Origin of the sequence: Stenotrophomonas sp. SORGH_AS_0282 (assembly GCF_030818125.1) — a bacterium.
In the GTDB taxonomy this organism is placed as follows: Bacteria; Pseudomonadota; Gammaproteobacteria; order Xanthomonadales; family Xanthomonadaceae; genus Stenotrophomonas; species Stenotrophomonas rhizophila_A.
In genome coordinates, this window is the sequence record NZ_JAUTAB010000001.1 from 3,777,113 (window position 1) to 3,800,878 (window position 23,766).

Annotated in this window: 25 protein-coding genes; 6 read left to right on the plus strand and 19 right to left on the minus strand. The window is 66.7% G+C overall.

Translation table 11 applies throughout. The annotated features are described in order from the left end of the window. Positions 1-62: 62 nt before the first annotated feature. The 4 genes from QE395_RS17115 to dusA form a co-directional block, all read right to left on the minus strand. Positions 63-1,487, minus strand: a complete 1,425-nt coding sequence (locus QE395_RS17115; RefSeq protein ID WP_306990003.1) for a sensor histidine kinase — start codon at positions 1,485-1,487, stop codon at positions 63-65. A 23-nt stretch (positions 1,488-1,510) separates the two neighbouring features. After that, complete coding sequence (locus QE395_RS17120) at positions 1,511-2,194, minus strand: response regulator transcription factor (RefSeq protein WP_004136763.1); 684 nt, start codon at positions 2,192-2,194, stop codon at positions 1,511-1,513. A gap of 72 nt (positions 2,195-2,266) precedes the next feature. Continuing rightward, positions 2,267-2,635, minus strand: a complete 369-nt coding sequence (locus QE395_RS17125; RefSeq protein ID WP_083214038.1) for a hypothetical protein — start codon at positions 2,633-2,635, stop codon at positions 2,267-2,269. A 213-nt stretch (positions 2,636-2,848) separates the two neighbouring features. Then, on the minus strand, positions 2,849-3,862 hold the full coding sequence (dusA, locus tag QE395_RS17130; RefSeq protein WP_306990004.1) for a tRNA dihydrouridine(20/20a) synthase DusA: 1,014 nt from the start codon (positions 3,860-3,862) through the stop codon (positions 2,849-2,851). A gap of 139 nt (positions 3,863-4,001) precedes the next feature. Here dusA and QE395_RS17135 point away from each other — a divergent pair, with 139 nt between their 5' ends. Together QE395_RS17135 and QE395_RS17140 are read left to right on the plus strand one after the other, a co-directional pair. Further along, a complete protein-coding gene (locus tag QE395_RS17135; protein ID WP_068848526.1) occupies positions 4,002-4,316 on the plus strand; it encodes a type II toxin-antitoxin system RelE/ParE family toxin in 315 nt (104 codons plus the stop codon). 3 nt (positions 4,317-4,319) lie between these two features. Continuing rightward, positions 4,320-4,616 carry a helix-turn-helix domain-containing protein gene (locus QE395_RS17140; protein WP_068848524.1) on the plus strand — a complete coding sequence of 99 codons (297 nt, stop codon included), beginning with the start codon at positions 4,320-4,322 and terminating at the stop codon, positions 4,614-4,616. A 32-nt stretch (positions 4,617-4,648) separates the two neighbouring features. Here QE395_RS17140 and QE395_RS17145 read toward each other — a convergent pair whose 3' ends face one another. Next, complete coding sequence (locus tag QE395_RS17145; RefSeq protein ID WP_095362572.1) at positions 4,649-5,125, minus strand: hypothetical protein; 477 nt, start codon at positions 5,123-5,125, stop codon at positions 4,649-4,651. A gap of 109 nt (positions 5,126-5,234) precedes the next feature. On the opposite strand from QE395_RS17145, the gene QE395_RS17150 reads away from it, so the two are divergent. Next, complete coding sequence (locus QE395_RS17150; RefSeq protein WP_249833543.1) at positions 5,235-6,191, plus strand: cation transporter; 957 nt, start codon at positions 5,235-5,237, stop codon at positions 6,189-6,191. Positions 6,192-6,377: 186 nt separating this feature from the next. After that, entirely contained in the window at positions 6,378-6,836 is a 459-nt protein-coding gene (locus QE395_RS17155; protein ID WP_249833542.1) for a hypothetical protein, read from the plus strand. On the opposite strand, the gene QE395_RS17160 is transcribed toward QE395_RS17155, so the two are convergent. Next, entirely contained in the window at positions 6,829-7,659 is an 831-nt protein-coding gene (locus tag QE395_RS17160; RefSeq protein ID WP_249833541.1) for an AraC family transcriptional regulator, read from the minus strand. The two genes, QE395_RS17155 and QE395_RS17160, sit on opposite strands and share 8 nt — an antisense overlap. A 111-nt stretch (positions 7,660-7,770) precedes the next feature. Between QE395_RS17160 and QE395_RS17165 the strand changes: the two genes are divergently transcribed. After that, a complete protein-coding gene (locus QE395_RS17165) occupies positions 7,771-8,196 on the plus strand; it encodes an organic hydroperoxide resistance protein (RefSeq protein WP_093535056.1) in 426 nt (141 codons plus the stop codon). A gap of 167 nt (positions 8,197-8,363) precedes the next feature. Here QE395_RS17165 and mmsB read toward each other — a convergent pair whose 3' ends face one another. The 5 genes from mmsB to QE395_RS17190 are packed head-to-tail and all read right to left on the minus strand — an operon-like array spanning position 8,364 to position 13,916. Beyond that, positions 8,364-9,254, minus strand: a complete 891-nt coding sequence (gene mmsB, locus QE395_RS17170) for a 3-hydroxyisobutyrate dehydrogenase (protein WP_068848514.1) — start codon at positions 9,252-9,254, stop codon at positions 8,364-8,366. Then, the gene (locus QE395_RS17175) at positions 9,251-10,426 is read right to left on the minus strand and encodes an enoyl-CoA hydratase/isomerase family protein (protein WP_249833540.1); all 1,176 of its coding nucleotides are present in this window, start codon (positions 10,424-10,426) and stop codon (positions 9,251-9,253) included. Before QE395_RS17175 ends, mmsB begins: the two co-directional genes overlap by 4 nt. Then, positions 10,423-11,223 carry an enoyl-CoA hydratase gene (locus tag QE395_RS17180; RefSeq protein WP_095362568.1) on the minus strand — a complete coding sequence of 267 codons (801 nt, stop codon included), beginning with the start codon at positions 11,221-11,223 and terminating at the stop codon, positions 10,423-10,425. Before QE395_RS17180 ends, QE395_RS17175 begins: the two co-directional genes overlap by 4 nt. Next, on the minus strand, positions 11,220-12,386 hold the full coding sequence (locus tag QE395_RS17185; RefSeq protein WP_095362567.1) for an acyl-CoA dehydrogenase family protein: 1,167 nt from the start codon (positions 12,384-12,386) through the stop codon (positions 11,220-11,222). Before QE395_RS17185 ends, QE395_RS17180 begins: the two co-directional genes overlap by 4 nt. Before the next feature lie 24 nt (positions 12,387-12,410). Further along, positions 12,411-13,916, minus strand: coding sequence for a CoA-acylating methylmalonate-semialdehyde dehydrogenase (locus QE395_RS17190; protein ID WP_095362566.1), 1,506 nt, complete (start codon positions 13,914-13,916; stop codon positions 12,411-12,413). Between the two features lie 113 nt (positions 13,917-14,029). Here QE395_RS17190 and QE395_RS17195 point away from each other — a divergent pair, with 113 nt between their 5' ends. Next, positions 14,030-15,400 carry a short-chain fatty acyl-CoA regulator family protein gene (locus QE395_RS17195; RefSeq protein WP_249833538.1) on the plus strand — a complete coding sequence of 457 codons (1,371 nt, stop codon included), beginning with the start codon at positions 14,030-14,032 and terminating at the stop codon, positions 15,398-15,400. Between the two features lie 124 nt (positions 15,401-15,524). Here the strand turns inward: QE395_RS17195 and QE395_RS17200 are convergent, their stop codons facing one another. From QE395_RS17200 to QE395_RS17235, 8 genes are all read right to left on the minus strand, one after another. Then, positions 15,525-17,408: a patatin-like phospholipase family protein gene (locus QE395_RS17200; protein ID WP_306990005.1), complete on the minus strand. Its 1,884-nt coding sequence runs from the start codon at positions 17,406-17,408 to the stop codon at positions 15,525-15,527. A gap of 73 nt (positions 17,409-17,481) precedes the next feature. Further along, a complete protein-coding gene (locus QE395_RS17205; protein ID WP_217537589.1) occupies positions 17,482-18,030 on the minus strand; it encodes a lipocalin family protein in 549 nt (182 codons plus the stop codon). Positions 18,031-18,050: 20 nt separating this feature from the next. Continuing rightward, entirely contained in the window at positions 18,051-19,124 is a 1,074-nt protein-coding gene (locus QE395_RS17210; RefSeq protein ID WP_306990006.1) for a class I SAM-dependent methyltransferase, read from the minus strand. Continuing rightward, a complete protein-coding gene (locus QE395_RS17215) occupies positions 19,121-19,915 on the minus strand; it encodes a DUF1295 domain-containing protein (protein WP_306990007.1) in 795 nt (264 codons plus the stop codon). Before QE395_RS17215 ends, QE395_RS17210 begins: the two co-directional genes overlap by 4 nt. After that, the gene (locus QE395_RS17220; RefSeq protein ID WP_306990008.1) at positions 19,912-20,466 is read right to left on the minus strand and encodes a DUF2878 domain-containing protein; all 555 of its coding nucleotides are present in this window, start codon (positions 20,464-20,466) and stop codon (positions 19,912-19,914) included. The genes QE395_RS17215 and QE395_RS17220 overlap by 4 nt, the downstream gene beginning before the upstream one ends. 1 nt (position 20,467) lies before the next feature. Further along, complete coding sequence (locus tag QE395_RS17225) at positions 20,468-21,724, minus strand: cyclopropane-fatty-acyl-phospholipid synthase family protein (RefSeq protein ID WP_306990009.1); 1,257 nt, start codon at positions 21,722-21,724, stop codon at positions 20,468-20,470. Beyond that, positions 21,721-22,488 carry a DUF1365 domain-containing protein gene (locus QE395_RS17230; protein WP_306990010.1) on the minus strand — a complete coding sequence of 256 codons (768 nt, stop codon included), beginning with the start codon at positions 22,486-22,488 and terminating at the stop codon, positions 21,721-21,723. The genes QE395_RS17225 and QE395_RS17230 overlap by 4 nt, the downstream gene beginning before the upstream one ends. Further along, positions 22,485-23,765 carry an FAD-dependent oxidoreductase gene (locus QE395_RS17235; RefSeq protein WP_095362557.1) on the minus strand — a complete coding sequence of 427 codons (1,281 nt, stop codon included), beginning with the start codon at positions 23,763-23,765 and terminating at the stop codon, positions 22,485-22,487. Before QE395_RS17235 ends, QE395_RS17230 begins: the two co-directional genes overlap by 4 nt. Position 23,766 lies beyond the last annotated feature (1 nt).

The following is a 23,766-nucleotide window of genomic DNA, read 5'->3' on the forward strand; positions in this document are numbered from 1 at the left end:
GTCGGTACCTACCGGAAACAGCGCAGCGGTAGGTACCGACTGTTAGTCGGTACGCTGTGGACCTACGGCCCGGGCGGCAACTTCACTTCAAACCGCGCGCCACCCAGCTCCGGCGAACGCTTGACATGCAGTTCGCCGCGGTAGTCCTTGATCAGGTCCTGCACGATCGACAGGCCGATGCCGTGGCCCTGCACGCGTTCGTCGCCGCGCACGCCACGCTGCAGCACCTTGGCGATGTCGTCCGGGGCGATGCCCGGGCCATCATCGTCCACCGACAGCACCAGACCGGCGCGACGCATGCCCGGCGCGCTGAACGGCTTGGCGGTGAGCAGCACGCGGCGGTTGGCCCACTTGAAGGCGTTCTCCAGCAGGTTGCCCAGCAGCTCCTGCAGGTCGCCCGGCTCGCCATGGAAGCGCGCGCCGTCGTCGATGTCGAATTCGCACAGCACGCCCTTGGAGGCGTACACCTTCTCCAGCCCGCGCACGATTTCCTCGGCGTTGGACTCGATCGGCAGCGGCGCCGAGAACAGCTTGTGGCCCGACGATGCCGCGCGCGCCAGCTGGTAGGACACCAGGTTGTTCATGCGGCGCAGCTGCACATCGAATTCCTGGCGCAGGTCCTGGTCGGCCGCACCACTGTCGAGCTGCGTGCGCAGCACCGCCAGCGGCGTTTTCAGGCTGTGCGCCAGGTCGGCCAGGGTGTTGCGCTGGCGCTCGAGGTTCTCGCGCTCGCTTTCGATGAAGGCGTTGATGCTGTCGGTGAGCGGTTCCAGCTCGCGCGGGTGGCGTTCGCTCATGCGCTCGGTTTCACCGCGCTGCACTTTGGTCAGCTCGGTGATCACCCGCCGCATCGGGCGCAGGCTCCATTGCAGGATGACGGTCTGCAACAGCAGCAGGATCAGCCCCGCGCCGCCCATCCAGAACCACACCCGGCCACGGAACACGCGCAGCTGCGCACCGAGCGCGCGCGAGTCTTCCATCACGTAGATGGTGTACGGGAATTCGGTGGCGGGGTCGGCGTCGGCGTCCCACACCAGGCCCAGGCCATAGCGGTACACCGAGCCCTGGCTGCCGTCGATCTGGATCATCGGCAGCGGGCCTTCGAAGACTTCCTGGCGCGGGGCCAGCAACTTGCCGCCCACGGTGGGCAGCATCGGGCCTTCGGCGGACATGGAGTTGCCCTTGCCGTCCGGCATGACGACCTGCAGGTACAGGCCGCTACCAGGCACGTCGAAACGCGGATCCGGCGGTTGCTCGCGGATGTACAGCGAGCGGTCGCGGGTGAAGTCGATGCCGGCCGCGTAGGCAGTGGCATAGTTTTTCAGTCGCTCGCGCAGGTTGGCGCGCGCCGTATCGGCGAACGCGGCATCCAGCGCGTAGCCTGCAATCGCCAGGAAGGCGAGCAGGCTCACACTGGCGGCCAGCAGCTGCCGTGCCTGCAGGGAGCGCGGCCGCCAGCGTTTAAAGAACCACAGACGGCCTGACATCATCCCATCGCCGGACTAACGGCTCAGCCCTCGTTGCGCGGAATCGCGAAGCGGTAGCCGCGGCCACGCACGGTTTCGATCGGCTTGAGTTCGCCGTCCGGATCCAGCTTCTTGCGCAGGCGGCCGATGAACACTTCCAGCACGTTCGAGTCGCGGTCGAAATCCTGCTGATAGATGTGTTCGGTGAGGTCGGCCTTGGAGACCAGTTCACCGGCATGCATCATCAGGTATTCCAGCACCTTGTACTCGTAGCTGGTGAGGTCCACGTTGCTGCCGGCAACGCTGACGGTCTGCGCGGCAAGATCCAGCGCAACCGGACCGCATTCGAGCGTCGGCTTGCTCCAGCCCGCCGCACGGCGCAGCAGCGCGTTGACGCGTGCCAGCAGCTCTTCGACGTGGAACGGCTTGACGAGGTAATCGTCGGCGCCCTGCTTGAGCCCTTCGACCTTGTCCTGCCAGCTCGAGCGGGCGGTAAGGATCAGCACGGGGAACTTCTTGCCCTCGTCGCGCAGCGCCTTGATCAGTTCCATGCCCGACATCTTGGGCAGACCCAGATCGATGATGCCAACGTCGAACGGCACTTCGCGGCCCATGTACAGACCTTCCTCACCGTCCTGTGCGGCATCGACGGCAAAGCCTTCGCGCTTGAGCCGGGCTGCAAGGGTTTCCCGCAGCGGGGCTTCGTCTTCGACCAGAAGGATACGCATGAACTCTCCCTAGTGTCCTGGGTGTGGCCTGGGGCCAGTGGCTAACAGATGACTGCGGACAACTATCCCCGTTCAGGGGTTATCGCCGCGTAGTGATGACATATCCGAACGCGGCGTGCGGGGCTGTGAACGCGGCTGGGCCGGATCGTCCATGTAGCGGACGCGCCCCCTGTCATCCATGTATTTCACCCGGTTGATGTCCCGGCCATCGAAGGGCACCCGTTCGGCGCCGAGGATGTGTCCACCGGTGGTCCGCTGGACCCGACGCACGGCGTCGGACAGGGAGCGTTCCGGCGGGGCACCACGCGAGGCCCGCACCATCTCGGCCCGGGCCGGATCCGGCTGGGGGGCCTGGGCGCCGGCACTGCCAATGGCAGCAACGGCACCGCTCGCCAGCAGGGCGGCAACGGCAAGACGGCGGTGGCGGGTTACGGATGACATCAGGTCTGATCCTAGCGGAGCGCGTCAAAACGTTCAAAAGTTGTGAATCGGCAGCCGCCAGCCTGGGCCGGCACTTTACGAATCTTTTGCAAATTCTTGGTTTTACGCAGTGAATCCGGTCTGAACTTTTCTGACCGCCGCATCGCTTTGTTCATCTAGGTGAACATTGACGGCTACTTGTCGCCCGATGTCAAGCGCGGTCTGAGACGCGGTTCACGCTGCGACGCGTTCTGCCTGGTCGCGTGTGATGGTCAGGGCCTGCTCGATCAGGCTCCAATCGGCACCGGGGCGGTGCGCGCCCTCGCTCAGCACCTGGCGGAAGGCGCGGCCACCGGGCTGCCCGTGGAAAAGGCCCAGCAGGTGGCGGGTGATATGCTTCAGCGCCAGCCCACCGGCCAGCTGGGCCTCGATATAGGGGCGCATGGCGCGCAGCAGCGCCTCGCGCGGCTGCAGTGCAGCACCGGTCTGCGCAGCCTCCAGCTGATGCAGCACGTAGGGGTCGTGGTAGGCCGCGCGGCCCAGCATCACCCCGTCCAGCGCGGGCAGCTGGGCCTGGGCAGCCTCCACCGTGGCCAGGCCGCCGTTGAGCACGATCTGCAGCTGCGGGCGGTCGGCCTTGAGCCGGTGTGCCCAGTCGTAGCGCAGCGGCGGCACTTCGCGGTTTTCCTTCGGCGACAGGCCCTTCAGCCACGCATTGCGGGCGTGCACGATGAACATCGCGCTGCCGGCGTTGGCCGATTGATCCACGAAGTTAACGAAGTTTTCGTAGTCGTTGTCGTCATCCACGCCCAACCGGCACTTCACCGTGATCGGGATGTCCACCGCCCCGACCATGGCCGCCACGCACTCCGCCACCAGGGTGGGCTCGCGCATCAGGCAGGCGCCGAAGCGGCCGGCCTGGACCCGGTCGGAGGGGCAGCCGCAGTTGAGATTGACCTCGTCGTAGCCCCAGTCCTGGGCGATCTGCGCGGCCTGCGCGAGCAGGGCCGGATCGCTGCCGCCGAGCTGCAGGGCCAGCGGCTGTTCGCTGCCATGGAAGCCGAGCAGGCGCTCCCGGTCGCCGTGGATCACGGCGTTGGCGTGCACCATTTCCGTGTACAGCCGCGCACCCGGGGCCAGCAGCCTGTGGAACACGCGGCAATGGCGGTCCGTCCAATCCATCATGGGGGCGACGGAAAGGCGCAGGGAAGCGGCGTAGCGGTCTGCAGGGGTGGCAGGCAGGGTCATGGGTATCGGATCAGGCTGGGAAGTGCTGGGTTTACCAGCGCGATCAATAGTTTACACCGATCGACTGAACGTCACGCCCGACATCCAAAAGCTGAACGTACGTCAATGACGTATGTGCGCCATTGGCGTACCGTGCGTTATGCTCTTCATTGAAACGCCCACCTTTACCCGCGCGATCAAAGGACTGATGCCTGACGACGACTACGCCAGGTTCCAGCTTGAGTTGGCCGCGTCGCCGCTGGTGGGAGATGTAATTGAGGGAACCGGTGGGCTGCGCAAGGTTCGCTTGGGAATCCCAGGACGTGGGAAGCGTGGCGGTGCGAGGGTCATCTACTACTACATCGCCCCTTCGTCCCGGATCATCCTGCTTCTGGTGTACCCAAAGAATGTTCAGGACGCGCTGACCGCAGAACAGAAGATCGCACTCCGATCCATCATTGAGAACTGGAAGTGAGCCATGGACAACACCCTTTTTGCCGAACTGATGGGAAGCGTGGCTGAGGCCGATGAGATCCTGAAGGGTAATCAGGTACCGTCGCGTGAGCTCCATGTCAGCCCCGTGCAAGTGCGCGAGATTCGCCGAGCGACGGGGCTGTCGCAGCAGAAATTCGCGCGCATCATCCACGTGGACGTTGGCACGCTGCGAAACTGGGAACAGGGGCGGCGGGACCCCACGGGTCCGGCACGTGCCCTGCTCCACGTCATCATGAAGAATCCCAAGGAGACGCTTCGGGTGCTGGCGGAGGCGGGTTGATTCCTCGCCCGGTGGCCGGTCATTCTCTTGAATCAGGGGTTTTGCCAATCGCCCGCACGCCGGGTGCCCAATGCGACAAGCTCAATCTGGATGTGCTCGCGGACTCCTCCCCAGCCGTAGACGGCCTCAACGCTACGCGGTGCGCTGGTCGGGTCATGGGCTGTCACCTCCATTACCCGGTCAAGCATCAGCTTGCCGTTGTGCGAAGAACCTCTCCATAGCTCCAGCCGTAGCTTCAACGGAAGCAGCTCGGTGGACTGGTCCGCTTTCATGACGTTTACCCCGAGCGTATAGCCATCCCTCTCACTTGCGCCGATCGATACTTCGGCACGGCCAGCGGTTGGCATCCCCAGAATGGGGGCCATCACTTCCCTTCCGTTTATCGATACCTTGAACGACATGGCCTGGACGTTTTCAGGCATCTCCGATGCCGCTTGAACCGAAACCGGGATCGCGGTGACGGCCACCCACGAAGCAGCTACGAAGATTCCCCTGAACAATGGAAGCATTGAAGTTCACCTTGGATTGCGTGACCAAAGAAGGGCAATCTACTGCCCAAGTCGCCCTTGGCTCTCCAATGGCCGTCACGGATCCCGCTAGGATTTCCCCGAATTCACCATGAGCCTTTTTCACCCTTCCAGCTTCGACAGCACCACCGAACAAGGGGTCCTGCGCCTGTCAATCGCAGGCTCGTTCGGTGTCGCGGCAATCGCCGTCGCCTTCGGCTTGTTCGCCAATTCCTCGCTGATCATCTTTGACGGCATCTATGGCCTGATCGATGTGGTGATGACCTGGCTGTCGCTGTTGGTAGTTCGGTTGATCAGCATGTCCACCAATGTGGATGCGTTGCAGTCCCGCTTGAACCAGCGCTTCACCATGGGCTTCTGGCATCTGGAACCCATCGTGCTCGGTGTCAGCGGCACACTGATGATTGGCGCGGCCTTGTATGCAGCGGTCAATGCGGTGGACGCATTGATGTCCGGTGGCCGCGAGATCGCGCTGGGGCCTGCCATCGTGTTCGCGGTGATTTCCATCATCATCGAAAGCGGCCTGGCGCTGTTCGTGCGCCGCGCCAACCGCTCGATCGGTTCGGAGTTCATTGCGCTCGACGCGAAGAACTGGGTCGTCGCCGCGAGCATGTCGGCCGCCTACCTGGTCGCCTTCGTCGGCGGCTGGCTGCTGCGCGGCACGGAGTGGGCGTGGCTGGTGCCCTACATCGACCCGGCCATCCTGCTGGTGGTGTGCCTGTTCGTCGTGGTCGCGCCACTCGGCACCGTGCGGCAGGCACTGTCGGACATCCTGCTGATCACTCCGGTTGAGCTGCAGGCGCATGTAGATGAGGTTGCACGTGAAATTGTCGCCAAGTACCGCTTCATCGAACATCGCAGCTACGTGGCCAAGGTGGGCCGTGGCGATCAGATCGAACTGTTCTTCGTGGTGCCGGCGAACGACCCGCCGCGCCCACTGGTCGAATGGGACCAGCTGCGCGACGAGATTGGTGAAGCGTTGGGCGAGGAATCGACCGACCGATGGCTGACGATCATGTTTACTACTGATCGCGAATGGACGATCTGACGAGTCTGCTTGTGACGGGTGTAACGGAACATTCATCACGATAGGTTTCATTGAATCAAAGCGCACTGCCGATCTAAACGTTGCATTGGGCTTGAAAGACGCAGTGAATTACGGTTCTCGCAGCCCGCCTGACGGCGGCGCGCGCAGCGGGTGTTCCGTTGCGCGTAGACGAAAGGACCTTGATCAATGAAGAATGGAATTCCAACCCTTGCTGCGGCGGCCCTGGCGGTTTTCATCGCCGGCACGCCTGCCTCTTCAGCGCATGCGGACACCCGGTCGCCGACCATTGTTGTCGTCAACCAGTCGTGGGAAGCACATGAAGCGGAAGGCATCAGGGTGCTTGACTGGGTTGCCGCGCATTCTCCCGACCGAAGCCCAATCGGACGCAACGGACGGGTAACTGTTGAGCAGGTCAAGAAGTTTACTCGTACACGTCGGTCGAGCTCGGAAACCTCCGCGCCTCCCGGCGGCTTGCCGGACAAGGGTTCACAGGGCGAAGAGTACAACGTGGAAAACACCCTTCCAGACGGAACCACGCAGACGTGGAGCTATCGCTGGACTGAACCATCGACGGGCCACGGCGGACGTTGGGAAATGGTTGGCTACTCCTACCGCAAGGGCGATGATCCCCTCAACGTCAGGTAGTGTGCACGCCCTGCTTCCACTGCCGCGGCGATTGCCCGGTCTGCGACTTGAACGCGCGCGACAGCGCCGCTTCGCTGCCGTAGCCGACATCCACCGCGATCCGCTTTAGCGGTTGGCCCTTGCGCAGTGCCTGCTGCACCAGGCGCGTGCGCCAGCCCTGCAGGTAGTGGCCGGGGGTGCTGCCGATGGTGTCGCGGAAGCTGTCGGCAAACGCGCTGCGCGACATGCCAGCGCGTTGGGCAAGCAATTCGAGCGTCCATTCCTGCGCGGGTTCTTCGTGCATGGCCACCAGCGCGTGGCGAAGGCGCGGGTGTGCCATGCCGGCGAGCAGGCCGACGCGCAGCTGGCCGCTTTCCATCAGCGCGCGCAGGATCTGGATCATCACCACTTCGAACAGCCGGTCGAGCAGCGCCTGGCGGCCGCAGCGCTGGGCGAAGGCTTCTTCGAAGAGCACCGAGAGGATCGGTTGGCCACCGTACAGTTCCGACAACGGCAGGCAGATCACAGGTGGCAGCGCGGCGGAGACGGGGTTATTGCCGCCGCCTTCGAACTGGAGGTGGGCGCAGGCGAAGTCGGCGCCGGTGTCCGGGTCGGTGACGAAGCGGTGCGCGAGCGGGCGTGGGTAGACCAGCACGCTGGGCTCGGTGATCTCGATGACGCTGCCGTCGGCATGCTCGACCCGGACCTGGCCGTCGCGGATCAGGTGTAGTTGGCCGCGCTCGCCGTCGGCGGCCAGGTCGTTGATGCCGCACAACGCGCCGGCATGGAAGACTTCGGCATTGACCGCAAAGCGGCCGAGCAGGGATTGCAGGCGGTCAACCATTCCGGACTCCAGATCAAGTTTTCTGGACCTTATGTTGCCACACGTCCGCCCTGGAGGCGCACAGTACACCTCACCAACCGGTCCACCCCATTTACAGCCAGGAGCTATCCCATGTCGATTGAAAAGGTTCTCTACACCGCCCACGCCACCGCCACCGGCGGCCGCGAAGGCCACGCCACCTCGTCGGACAACGTGCTGGACGTGCAGCTGTCCACCCCGCGCGAGCTGGGCGGCGCCGGCGGCCCGGGCACCAACCCGGAGCAGCTGTTTGCTGCCGGCTATTCGGCCTGCTTCCTGGGCGCGCTGAAGTACGTCGCCGGGCAGGCCAAGGTCGCGCTGCCGGCCGAGACCAGCATCACCGGCAACGTTGGCATCGGCCAGATCCCGACCGGCTTTGGCATTGAAGTGGAACTGCAGATCAGCGTGCCGGGCCTGCCGCGTGAGCAGGTGGAAGAGCTGGTGCAGAAGGCCCACATCGTGTGCCCGTATTCGAATGCGACGCGCGGCAATATTGATGTGACGCTGACCATCGTTTGATGGGAGTGTGTGCCGACCAACGGTCGGCACCTACCGCGGTCAATACGTCGGTAGGTCACGACCGTTGGTCGTGACAAAAAAAATGGGCGGATGCCGGTCGCGTTGACCGTGCATCCGCCCATCCCACCGCGGTGGATCCCGTTTCCGGGATGCATTCGTTGTTTCGGTTACTTTTCCGGGGTTACCAGCTGCACTACGCTGGAGAAGTCGAGCTTGCCGCGGCCTGCCTGGTGGTTCATCGAGTACAGGTTGCGGGCCAGTTCGCCCAGCGGGATCGAGGCGCCTACGCTCATCGCCGCTTCCACGGCCAGGCCCATGTCCTTGAGCATGAGGTCGCTGCCGAAGCCGCCGCTGTAGCCGCGCGAGGCGGGCGCATTTTCCAGCACGCCCGGCCAGGGGTTGCATACTTCGGTGGCCCAGCTGCGGCCGGTGCTGACCGCCATCATCTGCGACAACACCTTCGGGTCCAGGCCATGGGCCACGCCCAGCGCGATCGATTCGCCGGTCACGGCCATGATCACGCCCAGCGCCATGTTGTTGCACAGCTTGGCCACCTGGCCGGCGCCGCTGGCACCCACGTGGAAGATGTTCTTGCCCATCGCCTGCAGAAGCGGGCGCGCGCGTTCGAGCGCATCGCTTTCGCCGCCGACGATGAAGGTGAGGGTGCCGGCCTGGGCACCGGCGGTGCCGCCGGAGACCGGGGCATCCAGCATCTGCAGGCCGCGTGCGGCCGCCGCTTCGGACACCTTGCGCGCGGTGGCAGGCGCGATCGTGCTGCAGTCGATCACCAGCGCGCCGCCGGGGATGTCGGCCAGCAGGCCGTCCTCGCCCAGGTACACGCCTTCGACGTGACGGCTGGCCGGCAGCATCGAGATGACCACTTCGGCGTCGGTCAGCGTGTCCAGCGCGGAGCTTGCGGCGGTGGCACCGGCGTCGACGGCGGCCTGCACGGCGGCCGGCACCAGGTCGAACACGCGCACGGCGTGGCCGGCCTTGGCCAGGTTGGCGGCCATCGGGCCGCCCATGTTGCCCAACCCAATGAATGCAATACGGCTCATGCGTGGCTCCTTTCAGGAACAGTGGCACCCAGGTCGGCCAGCGGGTGCGTGGCGGCTGTCCAGGGCGAAGCGAAGAAGGTGTCGGCCCAGCCCACCGTGGCCTCAGCCAGCGTCTGCGGCTGCCAGTGCGGGGTGCGGTCCTTGTCGATCAGCAGCGCGCGGATGCCTTCGGCGAAATCGCCGTGGGCGGCGCAGTGCAGCGCGGCGATGTACTCCAGGCGATAGACGTCGGCCAGCGACGCACCGGCGGTGCGCTTCTGCAGTTCCCAGGCCAGGCGCGCCGATCCGGGGGCACCGGCGGCGAGCGTGGCCTGCGCGGTCTGCAGCCACGGGTCTTCGGTCTGCAACGCGGCAATTGCGTTCACCACCGCAGGCACATCGCTACCCTCGCACAGCGTGTCGATCAACGCGGCGTTGCGCAGCAGCGGACCGGTCGCGGCATCGCTGGCGTGCTGCTGCAACAGGGTGCTGAGCTGTTCGTGGTTGCGCTTGGCGTCCGCACTCCAGTGCACGTCGGCCAGCGCGTTGAATACGTCGGCGCGCTGGGCCTCGGCGATATGGATATCGGCCATGCCGGCATAGATGGCGTCGCCGGCATTGAGCGGCGCGCCGGTCAGGGCCAGGAACAGGCCGGCCTTGCCCGGTACGCGCGGCAGCAGCCAGCTGCCACCCACGTCCGGGAACAGGCCCACGGTAATTTCCGGGAACGCCAGCTTGGAGCGCTCGCTCACCACGCGGTGGCTGGCACCGGACATCAGCCCAATGCCGCCGCCCATGACGATGCCATGGCCCCAGCACAGGATCGGCTTGGCGTAGGTATGGATGGCGTAGTCGACGCGGTACTCCACGTCGAAGAATTCAGAGGCATAGTGGTTGTCGCGCACATCGTCCGCGCCGGCATCGCGGTAGGCGCGCATGCTCTGGTACAGGCTGTGCAGGTCACCACCGGCGCAGAACGCCTTCTCGCCCGCGCCCTGCAGCACCACCAGCGCGATGCCGTCATCGGCAGCCCAGGCGCCCAGGCGCTCGTGCAGCAGGTGCGCCATCGGCAGCGAGAAGCCATTGAGGGTACGTGGTGCGTTGAGCGTGGCAATGCCGATGCGGGTGCCGTTGGCGGCAGTGCGCTCTTCGAACAGCACCGGCGCCTCCACGCTGGCCTCGGGCGTGGTCATGCGTTCTTCCACTGCGGTGCGCGCTTTTCCAGGAAGGCGTTGACACCCTCGCCCTGGTCGGCGCGGTCGAACAGGTCGACGAAGGCCTCGCGCTCGGCGACCAGGGCCGAAGCGTGGCTGATGCCACTGCGGGTGGCCTGGACCAGCGTCTTGCAGGCCGCCACGCTGGACGGGCTCTGCTTGCCGGCCTTGTTCGCCCACTCGAGGGCCAGCGCCTTGGCTTCGCCCTTGCCAACTTTTTCTTCTGCCAGACCGATTCGCACTGCGGTATCGGCGTCGATGCGTTCGCCCAGCAGGATCATCCGCTTGGCCCAGCCCTCGCCGACCAGGCGGGGCAGGTTCTGGGTGCCGCCGGCGCACGGCAGCAGGCCGACGGTGGCCTCGGGCAGCGCGACCTGGGCGTGTTCTTCGATGATGCGCAGGTCGCAGGCCAGTGCGCATTCCAGCCCGCCACCCATGGCGTAGCCGTTGATGGCGGCAATCGAAACGCCGCGGAAACCGGACAGTGCTTCAAACGCTTCACCGAAGCGACGCGCAGCCTCACGGGCCAGCGCCTTGTCGCCGGAGGCGAACTGCTTGAGATCGGCGCCGGCGGAGAAGAACTTCTCGCCGCCACCGGTGATCACCAGTGCGTAGATGCTGGTGTCAGCATTGAGCGCACCGATCAGATCGCGCAGCGCCGACAGGCTGTGCACGGTCCACGTATGCGCCGGAGGGTTGTCCAGGGTCACCACGGCGGTGTGGCCGTCGGCCTCGACCTTCAGGCCCACGTGTTCCTGCTTGCGCCAATCCATCATCGCAGTTCCTCATCGGTGTTGAGCAAGTGGCGGGCCACGATCACACGCATGATCTCGTTGGTGCCCTCCAGGATCTGATGAACGCGGCTGTCGCGCAGCAGGCGTTCGATCGGGTATTCACGAATATAGCCGTAGCCACCGTGGATCTGCAGCGCGTCATTGCAGACCTGGAAGCCGGCGTCGGTGGCGAAGCGCTTGGCCATCGCGCACCACACGTTGGCATCGCTGGCACCGGCGTCGAGCTTGCGCGCGGCGGTGTGCACCATCTGCCGCGCGGCCACCAGCTGGGTGACCATGTCGGCCAGCTTGAACTGCAGCGCCTGGAAATCGGCCAGCGGCTTGCCGAACTGGCGGCGCTCGCCCATGTAGCGGCGCGCGGCATCCAGCGCGCCCTGCGCGGCGCCCAGCGAGCAGGCGGCGATGTTGATGCGGCCGCCGTCCAGGCCCTTCATGGCCAGCTTGAAGCCACTGCCCTCTTCGCCCAGCAGGTTGCCCACGGGCACGCGCACGTTTTCGAACGTGATGCCACGGGTGGGCTGGCTGTTCCAACCCATCTTCTCTTCCTTGCGGCCGTAGCTGATGCCGGCCAAGTCGGCCGGCACGGCCAGCGCGCTGATACCACTGGCGCCGGGACCACCGGTACGCGCCATCACCACCAGCAGCTCGGTGGCCCCGGCGCCGGAGATGAACGCCTTGGCGCCATTGAGCACGTAATGGTCGCCATCACGCACGGCACTGGTCTTCAGCGAGGCCGCGTCCGACCCGGCGCCCGGTTCGGTCAGGCAGTACGAGGCCAGCTTGCTGCCCGAAGACAGCGCCTGGCCCCACTCGGAGCGCAGTGCTTCCTGGCCCCAGCTGCTGACCATCCAGGAGGCCATGTTGTGGATGCTGATATAGGCCGCCGTGGACGGATCCACATTGGCGAGCTCCTCGATGACGACGGCGGCGTCCAGACGGCTCAGGCCGCTTCCACCGACTTCAGGATCCATGTACAAGCCACAGAACCCGAGTTCCCCTGCCTTGGCGATCGCCTCGCGCGGAAAGATGCCCTCCGCATCCCATCGCGCGGCGTGCGGCGCCAGTTCGGCCTGGGCGAAATCACGCGCGGCTTCTCTATAGGCCTGCTGCGCTTCTTCGAGTTCCGTCGTCATCGAGTTGCTCATGAACACTCCGTGCCTTGCAGGCGCTTACTTCAGGCTGATGGTGGTGTTGACGCCGTGACCCAGGGTCTCGTCGTCGAACCAGCGCGCGGTGATGGTCTTGGTCTGGGTGTAGAACATCACCACCTGCTTGCCATACGGGCCCAGGTCGCCGAGCTTGGACGCACGCGAACCGGTGAACGAGAACAGCGGCACCGGCACCGGGATCGGCACGTTGATGCCCACCTGGCCGACGTCGATTTCTTCCTGGAAGCGACGGGCCGCCGCGCCGGACTGGGTGAACAGCGCGGTGCCGTTGCCGTTGGGGTTGCTGTTGATCAGCTCGATGGCGTCATCCAGCGTTTCCGCTTCCAGGATGACCAGCACCGGCCCGAAGATTTCTTCGTCGTACACGCGCATGCCCGGCTTGACGCCGTCGAAGATGGTCGGGCCCACGAAGTTGCCCTTCTCGAAACCGTCCACCTGCGGGTTGCGGCCGTCGAGCACCAGCTTGGCGCCCTGCTCCACCCCCGAGGCGATCAGCGCTTCGACGCGCTCGCGGGCGGCGCAGGAAATCACCGGGCCCACATCGGTACCGGCCACGCTGCCGGCGCTGACCTTGAGGGTCTTGGCCTTGGCCACCAGGTCCGGCACCCACTCGCGCGCTTCACCGACCAGCACCAGGGTGGAGGCGGCCATGCAGCGCTGCCCGGCCGCGCCGAAGGCGGCACCGACCATGGCGTTGAGGCTCTGTTCCTTGTTGGCGTCCGGCAGCACCACGGCGTGGTTCTTCGCGCCCATCATGCACTGCACGCGCTTGCCGGCCAGCGAGGCGCGGTTGTACACGTGGGTGCCGACGCGGGTGGAGCCCACGAAGGAAACGGCCTTGATATCCGGGTGGTCGCAGATCGCGTTGACCACTTCTTCGCCACCGTGCACGACGTTGAGCACGCCCTTGGGGATGCCCGCTTCCAGCGCCAGTTCGACCAGGCGCATGGTCACCATCGGGTCCTGTTCGGACGGCTTGAGGATGAAGGTGTTGCCGGTGGCAATGGCCATCGGGAACATCCACAGCGGAATCATCGCCGGGAAGTTGAACGGGGTGATGCCGGCGCAGACGCCCAGCGGCTGCAGCAACGTGTAGGTGTCCACGCCGTTGGCCACGTTGTTGGCCAGCTCCCCCAGCTGCAGGTTGCCGATGGCAGCAGCGTGCTCGACCACTTCCAGGCCGCGGAACACATCGCCTTCGGCGTCCGGCACGGTCTTACCCTGCTCGGCGCTGAGGATGTGCGCCAGTTCGCTCATGTGCTCGCGGATCAGCTGCTGGTACTTCAGGAAGATGCGCGCGCGGGTGCCGATCGGGGTCTTGCGCCAAGTCTTGAAGGCTTCCTTGGCCGAGGCCACGGCGGCGTCCACTTCGCCCGCAGTGGCGAACGGCACCTGGGCCAGGACGTCCTGGGTGGCCGGGTTGACCACGTTCTGCCAGTGCGAGCTGGCCGATTCGACGAACTGGCCATCGATCAACATGCGGATACGGGGCGCTGCAACAGTCATGGCAATACCGGCGGGGTGCGAAAGGTGATTGGCATTATTCACAGGCGACCTATCGATTTCCGGGCTGTCTGCGCTTAATCTGGCCAACGTCCGCTACGATTTCTGTTAATTCTGTGAATAGCCAGCTCCCCCATCGCCAGATCGGCCTGCGCCTGCTCAAGCTGCGCGAGCAGCGCGGCTACAGCCAGGCCGACCTTGCACGGTCCCTGGGGCTGTCGGCCAGCTACCTGAACCAGATAGAGCGCAACAAGCGTCCCCTGACCCCGGCCGTGCAGGCCAAGCTGCGCGAGGTGTTGGGCGACGTTACCGACCTGTTCGACGTCGATGAGCCCGGCGCGCTGCAGGAGGCACTGGGCGAGACCCTGCGCGACCTGGGCCTGGATGAGGTCAGCAGCACCGAGCTGCGCGCCATGGCCGGCAACCTGCCGCAGATCAGCCGGGCCCTGCTCGACCTGCACCGGCGCCACCTGCTGCTGCGCGAACACGCCGCCGCGCTGGAGTTCCAGCTGGGCGACCCGCAGGCCGGGCATTCGCTGCCGGCCGGCGACCAGGTGCGGGATTTCTTCAACCGCATGCACAACCACATTCCCGAACTGGACGACCTGGCCGAGCACCTGTTCGGCGAATGGGGGCTGGTGGCCGGGCACGTAGCGCCGCGCCTGCGCCAGCTGCTGGCCGACCGCCACGGCGTGCTGGTGGAAGTGGGGCCGCTGCAGGCCGGGCGCGAGAAGCGCGTGTACGACGGCGGCAGCCGCACGCTGTGGCTGCCCGATTACCTGGAACCGGGCCAGCAGGCGTTCCAGATGGCGGCCGAGCTGGCGTTGCTGGGCTATGCGGCCCAGATCGATGCGGTGATCGCGCGCGCGGGCTTCCGGGAACCGGAGCAGATCGCGCAGGCGCGGATCGGCATGTCCAATTACTTCGCCGGCGCGCTGGTGATGCCGTATGCGCAGTTCCTGCGCGCGGCCGAGCACAGCGCCTACGACATCGATGCGCTGGCGCACCGTTTCGGGGTGGGGTTTGAAGCCGTGTGCCACCGGCTGAGCACCCTGGCCCGGCGCAGTGCGCCGGGGCTGCCGTTCTTCTTCATCCGGGTGGACCGCGCCGGCAACGTGTCCAAGCGGCACTCGGCCACTGATTTCCACTTCTCGCAGGTGGGCGGCTCGTGTCCGCTGTGGATCGTGTACGAGGCCTTCAACCAGCCCGGGCGGGTGCTGACCCAGACCGCACGCATGCCCGACGGGCGCCGCCATTTCTGGCTGGCGCGGCAGGTCAGCAGTGGCCCGATTGGTCATGGCCAGCCGCGCAAGACCTTCGCGGTGGCACTGGGCTGCGACCTGCAGCACGCCGAGCGGCTGATCTACTCGCGCGGGCTGGATATCCAGAGCCCGGGCAACTCGGTGTCCATCGGCCCGGGCTGCCGCGTGTGCCCGCGCGAGGACTGCATGCAGCGCGCGTTCGCGCAGCTGCCGGGGCGCGCGTAGGGGGCTGGCGTGCGTGCGCGGCGAGAGCGTACCGACCAACGGTCGGTACCTACCGGGGGTGGCGGAAGTTACGGTTGTTCACGCACACCGGTAGGGCACGACCGTTGGTCGTGCGGCGGCGCGTTCAGTAACTGGGCGTCACCTTCATCTGTGGCAGCGGGCGCGGGGCGCCGTCGGTGAGGTCCGGGCCGAGGTCTTCCCAGGTCTGGCCCTGTTCGACCATCAAGCGCCACAGCTGCTGCGACTCGCGGCGCTTCTCTTCCGAACTGAACCGGTAGGAGGGCGGCGGTGGCGCCCCCTGCGCCACCGATTCGTAGGCGTCCTGCCAGGCGCTCACGCGCTGCGCGGGGTCATCGGTACGCGCCACCTCCACCGTGTAGCGCTGATACGCCGACGCCAGGTTCCGCCAGCGGATCCAATAATGATTGGCGAACGAGAAATCACAGAAGCGCTCGCCCGCCACACTGCCCTTGGCGGCAATGCGGCTGAGCACCGCTTGCGGCATGTCCAGGTTCATGCCGCCTTCGTCGCCCTGCAGGGTGACGTGCACGATGCGGTCGCGGTAGCCCGGTGCGCGTGCCTGCAGCACGTCGCGCCAGTTCTGCATGGTGGAGACGATGGAGAACAGGAAGCCCGACATCTCCGCCGCCGCCAGCGGCCGCGCGATGGACTGGTAGCTGCGCTGCCAGCCATGCCGGTTTTCGGTGGGCAGGAACACGGCGGCGTTGATCGCGTCGGGCGAGTCTGGCGCGGCGCGCAGTGGTTCGGCGGTGTGCGGGTACACCAGGTTGATGCCGAAGGTGGGCCAGCGCGGCAGCGCGGCGTCGAATAGATGGATGGGGAAGTTGCTGCTGATGCCGCCGTCGGAGAACCAGCACACCCGGAACGCGGTGATCGCCGGGCCGGTGCCGTGGCCACCACTGGTCAAGCCTTCGGTGCTGTCGGCCACGTTGCGGTCGCCGTGCGCGGGCGCGGCATCGGCCATGGGTTCGCAGCGGCGCTCGCGGCGGGCCGGCTCATGCAGGGGCACCGCGCTGATCAGCAGCGGAAAGCTCAGGCTCATGCGCGTGGCCACCAGTACCGGCAGCTGCTCGCCTTCGGGCAGGCGGTAGTAGTCCACGCCGTCCACGTGATGCGGCGCGCCCGCGCGGGCGAGCAGCCACGCCATCACGCTGGCCGGGAACAGCTGCTCGAACTCATCGCGCCGGAACCAGAACTGCGAGGCGCCGAACGGCAGCGTGCGCGGCTCGGTATGCGATACACAGGTGGTGATCATCTGCAGGCTGACCGCGTGCGCGCCCTCCGGCTCGCCGCTGTAACGCGGGGCGTCATGCAGGTCGGCAAAGGTCAACGGCTGGTCCAGCGGCTTGCCGGCCAGGGCCTGCAGCTGGGTGTGCAGCCAGTCGGTCAGCGCAGGTTTGTCGGCGCCGCTCTGGGTGGCGCCCGAACACAGGCCCAGCAGGTTGCGCCGCGCTACCCGCGCCACCCGCAGCGCGGACGCCAGTACCCCCGCCCCATAAGCGCACAGCAGCGACGGCAGCAGCGTGGCCCACATGCCCTCCACCCCTGCGGCCAGCCAGCCGATGCCCAGCAGCGCCACCAGCGCGGCCAGCAGTTCCAGCGGGGCGATGGCGAACACCGCCGCCAGCAGGCACAGGATCTTGCGCGGCAGGCCCGCCTTGCCGGTGAGCATCACCAGCAGCCGGTAAGCGGTACGCGCGCCGTACGCCGGCTGGAACAGGCTGTAGATGAAGCCGCGCCGCGACAACTGGGTGGACACATCGGCCAGCCCGGCAAAGCCCGCCTGCGGGCCCATCGGTTCACCGGCCCGGCAGCGCCGGTCGCCCAGCGCCGCGGCAGCGGCCACGGCAGCGGCGATCGCCCCGGCCGAGGTGCCGCCGATGTTCTTGAAGCGGTACTCGCGGGCCAGCGACAGCACCGCATTGGGGTACACGATGCCGCTGGTGATGCCGCCCTTCATGACCAGATCGCAGTACTTGTCCGCCATGTCGCCGCCCTCTGTCCGCCTTGGGTTCCAGTATCCCCCAAGGCCTTCTCAGGGCCTGAGAACCGCGCCCCAGTTATGGTTTCGGGCGGTTGGTCGCGGCTGACTGGGGTACCCGGCGCACCTGCGACAGGTCATAGCCCAGCGCGGCAATCCGGGTCATGGCCGCCTGGTAGTCCTGCTCGGAGATCTGCGGGGTGCGCGCCATCAGCCACATGTAGTCGCGCTTGCTGCGGCCGACGATGGTCTGCTGGTAGTCATCGTCAAGGTACACGATCACGTACTCGGCCTTGATCGGCCAAACGAACTGCATGCCCCACTCGGCACCGTTGGTGCCTTCCTTGACCGTGCCGATCGGATGCATGGTCTTCACCGGCGCATCGAAGCTGCCCTTGCGGTAGGTGAAGGTGGTCTGGATGCGGCCGTCCGGGCGAAGCGCGTAGGACTCCACCGCATCGAACGCTTCGCGCTCGGGCCGGCTGGGGATGTGGGCAATCACATACCAGTCGCCCATGAAGCGCGGCACGTCCACGTGGGCCACCGGCGGAATGGGACGGGTATTGCCACCGCAGCCGCCCAGCAACATGCCGGCGGCGAGGAGGGGGAGCAGTGGGCGGAGCTTCATGGCGTTTTCCTCATGAGGGGTCAGGCGCGGTCGAACAGGTAGTGGGCCACCATCCACTGCTGGCCCTTCTGGTAGCCGAACAGCTCGGCGCAGGCCATCCAGAACATGCGCCAGCGCTGGAACCACAGTGCGGCGGCGGCCTCGCCGTAGCCCTGGCGCAGCACCGCCATCACGGCGTCGCGGTGCTGGTCCTGGCGCTCCAGCCAGTGGTTGGCGGTACGTTCGTAGTGGGTGCCATCCAGCAGCCAGCGCTGCTGCAGCTGCATGTACTGGGGGAAGTGCAGCAGGGTGTCGGCGGCGGGCATCAGCCCCCCGGTGAAGAAGTGCCGCCCCATCCAGTTGTCATCGCCTTCGGTCTCGAACGGGTACATCAGCGTGCGGTGCACGAAGATGTGCACGAACAGCTTGCCGTTCGGGCGCAGCCACTGGTGGATGCGCTGCAGCAGCCGGGCGTAGTTGCGCACGTGTTCGAACATCTCCACCGACACGCAGCGGTCGAAGCTGCCCGGTTCCAGGATCAACTCGTTCACATCGCGGGTCAGCACCGTCACGTTGGTGAGACCACGTATGCGGCACTGGCCCAGGATGTACTCGCGCTGGCTGTTGGAATTGGATACGGCGGTGATGCGCGAGGCGGGATAGCGCTCGGCCATCCACAACGTCAGCGAGCCCCAGCCGCAGCCCAGCTCCAGGACGTCCTGGCCGTCGGCCAGCTCGGCGCGTTCGCCGTACAGGGCCAGCATCGCCTCTTCGGCCTGATCGAGCGTTTCCGTGCCGGTGGGGTAGTAGCAGCTGCTGTACTTGAGCCGTGCACCCAGGCAATCCTGGAAGAACGCGGCGGGCACTTCGTAGTGCTGGCGGTTGGCCGCATCCACGTGCAGCGCCAACGGGCTGCGCGACAGCGACACGATGCGCGCGGAAAAGCGCTGCGCCTGCTCTTCCACGGTACCTGCGCTTTCCTCGCGCAGGCGCGCCTCGCACTGGCGGCGGATGCCCAGCCGCAGCAGCGCATCGGGCAGCAGGCCGCGTTCGGCCAGGCCGGTCAGGCCGGGCGCGTAGTCGGGCAGCGGCAGCGATTCTCGGGCGACATTCACGGTGAAGACTCCTTGCGGGGCGAAGCAGTGCGGGAGGGGAACCACGGAAACAGCATCGGCGTGCTGCGCTGGTAGTCGCGGTAATCGTCACCCCGGGTGCGCAGCGCCTGCGCCTCGGTGAATGGAATGCCGCTCACCCAGCGCAGGAACACGTACATCACCACGGGTCCGGACCAGGCCAACCACCACAGCGGCGAGTGCACGGCCAGCAGCACGTAGGTGAACCAGTGCAGCCATTCGAAGAAGTAGTTTGGGTGGCGCGAGTAGCGCCACAGGCCGCTGCGGCAGGTCTTGCCCTTGTTGGCCGGGTCGGCGCGGAAGCGTGCCAGCTGGCGGTCGGCCAGCGATTCGCCGCCCACGCTGAGCAGCCACATCGCAATGGCGGCGATGATCCAGCCCATCGGCAGCCCGGCGCTCTGCGACACCGCCACGAATGGCAATGCGAACAGCACGATCAGCAACGCCTGGAACTGGAAGAAGCCGAAGATCTTGCCCTGGTGGCCGTTCCAGTGCCTGCGCAGGTGCTGGTACCGGCCATCCTCGTCTTCGCTGCGCACGCGCTTCCACAGGTGCAGGGCCAGCCGCGATCCCCACAGCCCGCCCAGCACCGCCAACGCGATGCGCGGCGCCGTTGCGCCATCGCCCAGCCACGCCAGCAGCAGTGCCGAGGCGCCCACGCCCTTGGCCCACAGCACATCCACCACCCCGATGTTCTGGTGGCGGCGCTGCCACCACCAGCCCCAGCACATGATCAGTGCGGCATACAGCCAGACCCATCCGAGATTCATCATGCATGCGCTCCATTGGTGTTCGTAGCCGCTGGCGCCGTCCCGCGCTGCCAGTGCCGCGCGCAGAGGGCCAGCAGGGGCAGTGCGATGGCCCAGCCCAGGGCAAGAACGGTCACGCCCTGCCAGGACGGTGACGGGAACGCCACAGCCGACCAGCCGCGCGCGGCGGAGAGATACGCCAGCGGCGCGATCAGGCCGAGCAGCCCGGCAAGCCAAAGCCGCCGCTGCAGCACCTTCAGGGAAACCGTAAGCGTCATCGCGAATGCGGCCCACAGGGCGAGTATCCACACCGGCGCCAGCCACGCATTGGGCCAGGCAGCGGCGTAGACCACCTGCCCGCTTGCACCCGCGAGACCATCCACGACCAGCCCGCACAACACGGCCACGCCAAGCAGCCTGACGTCGACGCCGGGCTGCGCGGACATGGCGAGCTGGCTGGCCACATAGCCAGCCGCGGCCAACAACGCCGGCCAGCGCAGCCCCTGCCCCGCGCCGACCACCGCGCACAGCCAGACCAGCTGGTTGCCGATGACGTTGGCCCAGAAGTGGCGCATCTCAGTGGGTGCCCTCGATCGGTGCCGGCCGGTACCCGGGGCGCGCCAGCAGCAGCTGCGACACGCCGATGGAGCGTTCCAGGAAGCCGCCCTCGCAGTAGGCGAGGTAGAACTCCCACAGGCGGATGAAGCGCTCATCGAAGCCCTGCGCGCGCACCGCCGGCAGCTGCGACAGGAAACGGCGGCGCCAGGCACGCAGGGTGAGCGCGTAGGACTGGCCGAAATCGTATTGACCGATCAGCTGCAGGTCACTGCTGCGGGTCTTGGCGGCCATGATCGCGTGCAGCGAAGGAATGAAGCTGCCGGGAAACACGAAGCGCTTGATGTAGTCCACGCTGCGCCGCGCCTGCTCGTAGCGTTCGTCTTCGATGGTGATGGCCTGCAGCAGCGCCAGGCCTTCCGGCTTGACCAGCCGGGTGAGCGTGGCGAAGTAGGTATCGAGGTACTGCGCGCCGATCGCCTCGATCATCTCGATGGAGACCAGCTTGTCGTACTGGCCCTCCAGGTCACGGTAGTCCTTCAGCAGCACCGTCACCTTGTCCTGCAGCCCCGCGCTGGCCACCCGCTCGGTGGCCAGCGCGTACTGCTCCCTGGAGATGGTGGTGGTGGTGACGTGGCAGCCGTGGTGAAGCGCGGCGTACACCGCAAATCCCCCCCAGCCGGTGCCGATCTCGACCACGCGGTCGCCCGCTTTGAGCTGCAGCTGCTCGCAGATCCGCGCCAGCTTGCGCTGCGAGGCCACTTCCAGCGTGTCGCCGGGCTCGGCGTAGAGTGCCGAGGAGTACATCAGGTCGCGGGACAGGAACAGCGAAAAGAACGCATTGCCCAGGTCGTAGTGGGCGGCGATGTTGCGGCGGCTGCCTTCGCGGGTGTTGCGGCGCAGCCAGTTCCAGCCCTGCAGCAGCCAGCCGCCCAGCCGCGCCGGGCCGCGCTCCATGCCATCGAGCAGCGCGCGGTTGCGCACCAGCAGCTGCACCAGTCCCACCAGGTTGTCGCAGCGCCACTCGCCGCGGATGTAGGCCTCGCCGGCACCGACGCTGCCCTGCGCGCCGACCGCACGGTAGAAAGCCGGATTGTCGACCCACACCGTCACCTGTAGCGGTGCAGCGGCGTCACCGATGGAGACATCGCCCAGCGCATCGCGCAGCTGCAGCCTGCCACCCTGCAGCGGGGCCAGCTGGACCAGCAGGCGGCGGCGCAGGAACGCTTCCAGCGTGCTGGGCTCAGGCAGGGCAAGCGGTCGGGTCATGTCGTTCATGGGTGCTTTCCAGCAATGGAAGGGTGGTCGTGGACGGGCGTGCGCTTGAGCCACAGCCGCAGCGCCTGCCAGTGGATGGCGGCCACCACCTGCACCGTCATCAGCGGGTGGCGCAGCAGCACGCGGGCCAGGCCTGGGCCGGTGAGGGGATGGCGCTGCAGGGCCAGGTCGGCGTCGAACTGGCGCTCGCCGTTGCGCCACACCTGCATGTGCACGTGCAGGTCATCGCCCGGCGCGGTGAAGCGCCAGCGGTACTCGCAGTCCATCGGCAGGAACGGAGAGACGTGGAACTGCTTGTCGAAGGTCCAGGCCAGCGCGCGGCCGTGCGCGTCGGCGTGCGCCACGGGCAGCACGTAGGCGTGGCGTTCCTGCCACGGCGTGTTGGTGATTTCGGCCACGATGCAGTCCAGCGTGGTGCCATCGGCGGCGTAGCAGTAGTAGAAGCTGACCGGGTTGAAGATGTGCCCGGCATGGCGCAGGTGGGCGAGCATGCGCACGGGACCCGGCGGTGCATGGCCCAGCGCCCGGGTGATTCGTCCGCGCACGGCATCGGCCAGCGGCTGGTCCGGGTCGCCCAGGTAATCGCTGCGCCGGAACTCGGCCAGGTTGCGGCGGTTCACCGACCAGAACCAGCGCCCGTCGAACAGGCGGTCCAGCTCGTCCAGGTCGATCAGCAGCTGCGCGATGGGATAGTCGAACGCGTGCGGCTGCGGCGCATGCCGGCGGTGCTGCATCCTGCCGCGATAGATCGCACTGGCCGTCATGCCGGTACGCCCTGCGACAACGGCCAGTACGCCTCGGCATCCAGCGATTGCAGCGCCTCCACCACCCGGCGCGCACTGCGGATGCCATCTTCATGGAAGCCCCAGCCCCAGTAAGCGCCGGCAAACCAGGTGCGGCGCCGCCCCTGCACTTCGGCCCAGCGCCCTTGTGCACGCACCATGGCGTGGTCGTGCACGGGGTGGGCGTACTGCATCCGACGCAGGATCTTCTCCGGCGCAATCGCGTCGGTACGGTTGAGCGTCACCACCAGCGGCGTGGGCGTATCGATGCCCTGCAGCAGGTTCATGCAGTAGCTGACCGTGCACGGTGCCAACGGGTCGCGCGGCACGTGTGCGTTCCACGCCGCCCAGGCCTTGCGGTTGCGTGGCAGCAGGTTGGCATCGGTATGCAGCACCACCTCGTTGGGCTGGTAACGGATCGCGCCGAGCACGCTGCGTTCGGTGGCATCGGCATCGGACAGCAGTGCCAGCGCCTGGTCGCTGTGGCAGGCCAGCACCATCTGGTCGAAGCCTTCCAGCCCATCGGCGGTGAGCACGCGCACCCCGTGCTCCTGCCGCTCCACGCCCAGCACACGGCATTCCAGCCGCTCGCGTACCCGCCAGCGCCGCCGCATCGCGTCCACATAACGCGCCGAACCGCCCTGCACCACCCGCCACGCCGGGCGGCCGGTCATCTGCAGCATCTGGTGGTTGGCCATGAACTGCACCAGGTAGCGCGCCGGGAAGTCGGCCAAGGCCTGGACCGGCGATGACCACAGCGCAGAGGCCATCGGCAGCAGGTGCTCCTGGACGAAGGCCTCGCCGTAGCGGCCCTGCTTCAGGTAGTCGCCCAGTGACAGGCCCTCTTCCCCGCTGTGCAGCAGCGCCGGCGCCTGGCGATAGAAGCGGCGCAGGTCGCGCAGCATGCCCCAGAAGCGCGGCGAGAGCAGGTTGCGGCGCTGGCAGAACAGGGTATCCAGCGTGGTGGCGTTGTACTCCAGGCCAGTGCGTTCGCTGTGCACCGAAAAACTCATGGTGGTGGGCTGCGACGCCACGTGCAGCTCATCGAACAGCGTGGTCAGCAGCGGGTAGTGCTGCGGGTTGAACACGATGAAGCCGGTGTCCACCGCCTGCGCGCGGCCATCCACCATCACGTTGTGAGTGTGGGTGTGGCCGCCGAGGTAGTCGTTGGCCTCGAACAGCGTCACTTCATGGCGCTGGCTCAGCCACCAGGCGCTGGCCAGTCCCGCGATGCCCGATCCGATCACGGCAATGCGCATG

Bases quoted from the DNA above. Each gene is read 5' to 3' on its own strand.
- QE395_RS17145 (WP_095362572.1), bottom strand. From the start codon at position 5,125: ATGCTTCCATTGTTCAGGGGAATCTTCGTAGCTGCTTCGTGGGTGGCC.
- QE395_RS17215 (WP_306990007.1), bottom strand. From the start codon at position 19,915: ATGATGAATCTCGGATGGGTCTGGCTGTATGCCGCACTGATCATGTGC.
- QE395_RS17180 (WP_095362568.1), bottom strand. From the start codon at position 11,223: ATGATGGATTGGCGCAAGCAGGAACACGTGGGCCTGAAGGTCGAGGCC.
- QE395_RS17230 (WP_306990010.1), bottom strand. From the start codon at position 22,488: ATGACGGCCAGTGCGATCTATCGCGGCAGGATGCAGCACCGCCGGCAT.
- QE395_RS17220 (WP_306990008.1), bottom strand. From the start codon at position 20,466: ATGCGCCACTTCTGGGCCAACGTCATCGGCAACCAGCTGGTCTGGCTG.
- QE395_RS17155 (WP_249833542.1), top strand. From the start codon at position 6,378: ATGAAGAATGGAATTCCAACCCTTGCTGCGGCGGCCCTGGCGGTTTTC.
- QE395_RS17125 (WP_083214038.1), bottom strand. From the start codon at position 2,635: ATGTCATCCGTAACCCGCCACCGCCGTCTTGCCGTTGCCGCCCTGCTG.
- dusA (WP_306990004.1), bottom strand. From the start codon at position 3,862: ATGACCCTGCCTGCCACCCCTGCAGACCGCTACGCCGCTTCCCTGCGC.
- QE395_RS17205 (WP_217537589.1), bottom strand. From the start codon at position 18,030: ATGAAGCTCCGCCCACTGCTCCCCCTCCTCGCCGCCGGCATGTTGCTG.
- mmsB (WP_068848514.1), bottom strand. From the start codon at position 9,254: ATGAGCCGTATTGCATTCATTGGGTTGGGCAACATGGGCGGCCCGATG.
- QE395_RS17140 (WP_068848524.1), top strand. From the start codon at position 4,320: ATGGACAACACCCTTTTTGCCGAACTGATGGGAAGCGTGGCTGAGGCC.
- QE395_RS17235 (WP_095362557.1), bottom strand. From the start codon at position 23,765: ATGCGCATTGCCGTGATCGGATCGGGCATCGCGGGACTGGCCAGCGCC.
- QE395_RS17135 (WP_068848526.1), top strand. From the start codon at position 4,002: ATGCTCTTCATTGAAACGCCCACCTTTACCCGCGCGATCAAAGGACTG.
- QE395_RS17175 (WP_249833540.1), bottom strand. From the start codon at position 10,426: ATGACCACGCCCGAGGCCAGCGTGGAGGCGCCGGTGCTGTTCGAAGAG.
- QE395_RS17120 (WP_004136763.1), bottom strand. From the start codon at position 2,194: ATGCGTATCCTTCTGGTCGAAGACGAAGCCCCGCTGCGGGAAACCCTT.
- QE395_RS17185 (WP_095362567.1), bottom strand. From the start codon at position 12,386: ATGAGCAACTCGATGACGACGGAACTCGAAGAAGCGCAGCAGGCCTAT.
- QE395_RS17115 (WP_306990003.1), bottom strand. From the start codon at position 1,487: ATGTCAGGCCGTCTGTGGTTCTTTAAACGCTGGCGGCCGCGCTCCCTG.
- QE395_RS17165 (WP_093535056.1), top strand. From the start codon at position 7,771: ATGTCGATTGAAAAGGTTCTCTACACCGCCCACGCCACCGCCACCGGC.
- QE395_RS17200 (WP_306990005.1), bottom strand. From the start codon at position 17,408: ATGGCGGACAAGTACTGCGATCTGGTCATGAAGGGCGGCATCACCAGC.
- QE395_RS17160 (WP_249833541.1), bottom strand. From the start codon at position 7,659: ATGGTTGACCGCCTGCAATCCCTGCTCGGCCGCTTTGCGGTCAATGCC.
- QE395_RS17150 (WP_249833543.1), top strand. From the start codon at position 5,235: ATGAGCCTTTTTCACCCTTCCAGCTTCGACAGCACCACCGAACAAGGG.
- QE395_RS17225 (WP_306990009.1), bottom strand. From the start codon at position 21,724: ATGAACGACATGACCCGACCGCTTGCCCTGCCTGAGCCCAGCACGCTG.
- QE395_RS17190 (WP_095362566.1), bottom strand. From the start codon at position 13,916: ATGACTGTTGCAGCGCCCCGTATCCGCATGTTGATCGATGGCCAGTTC.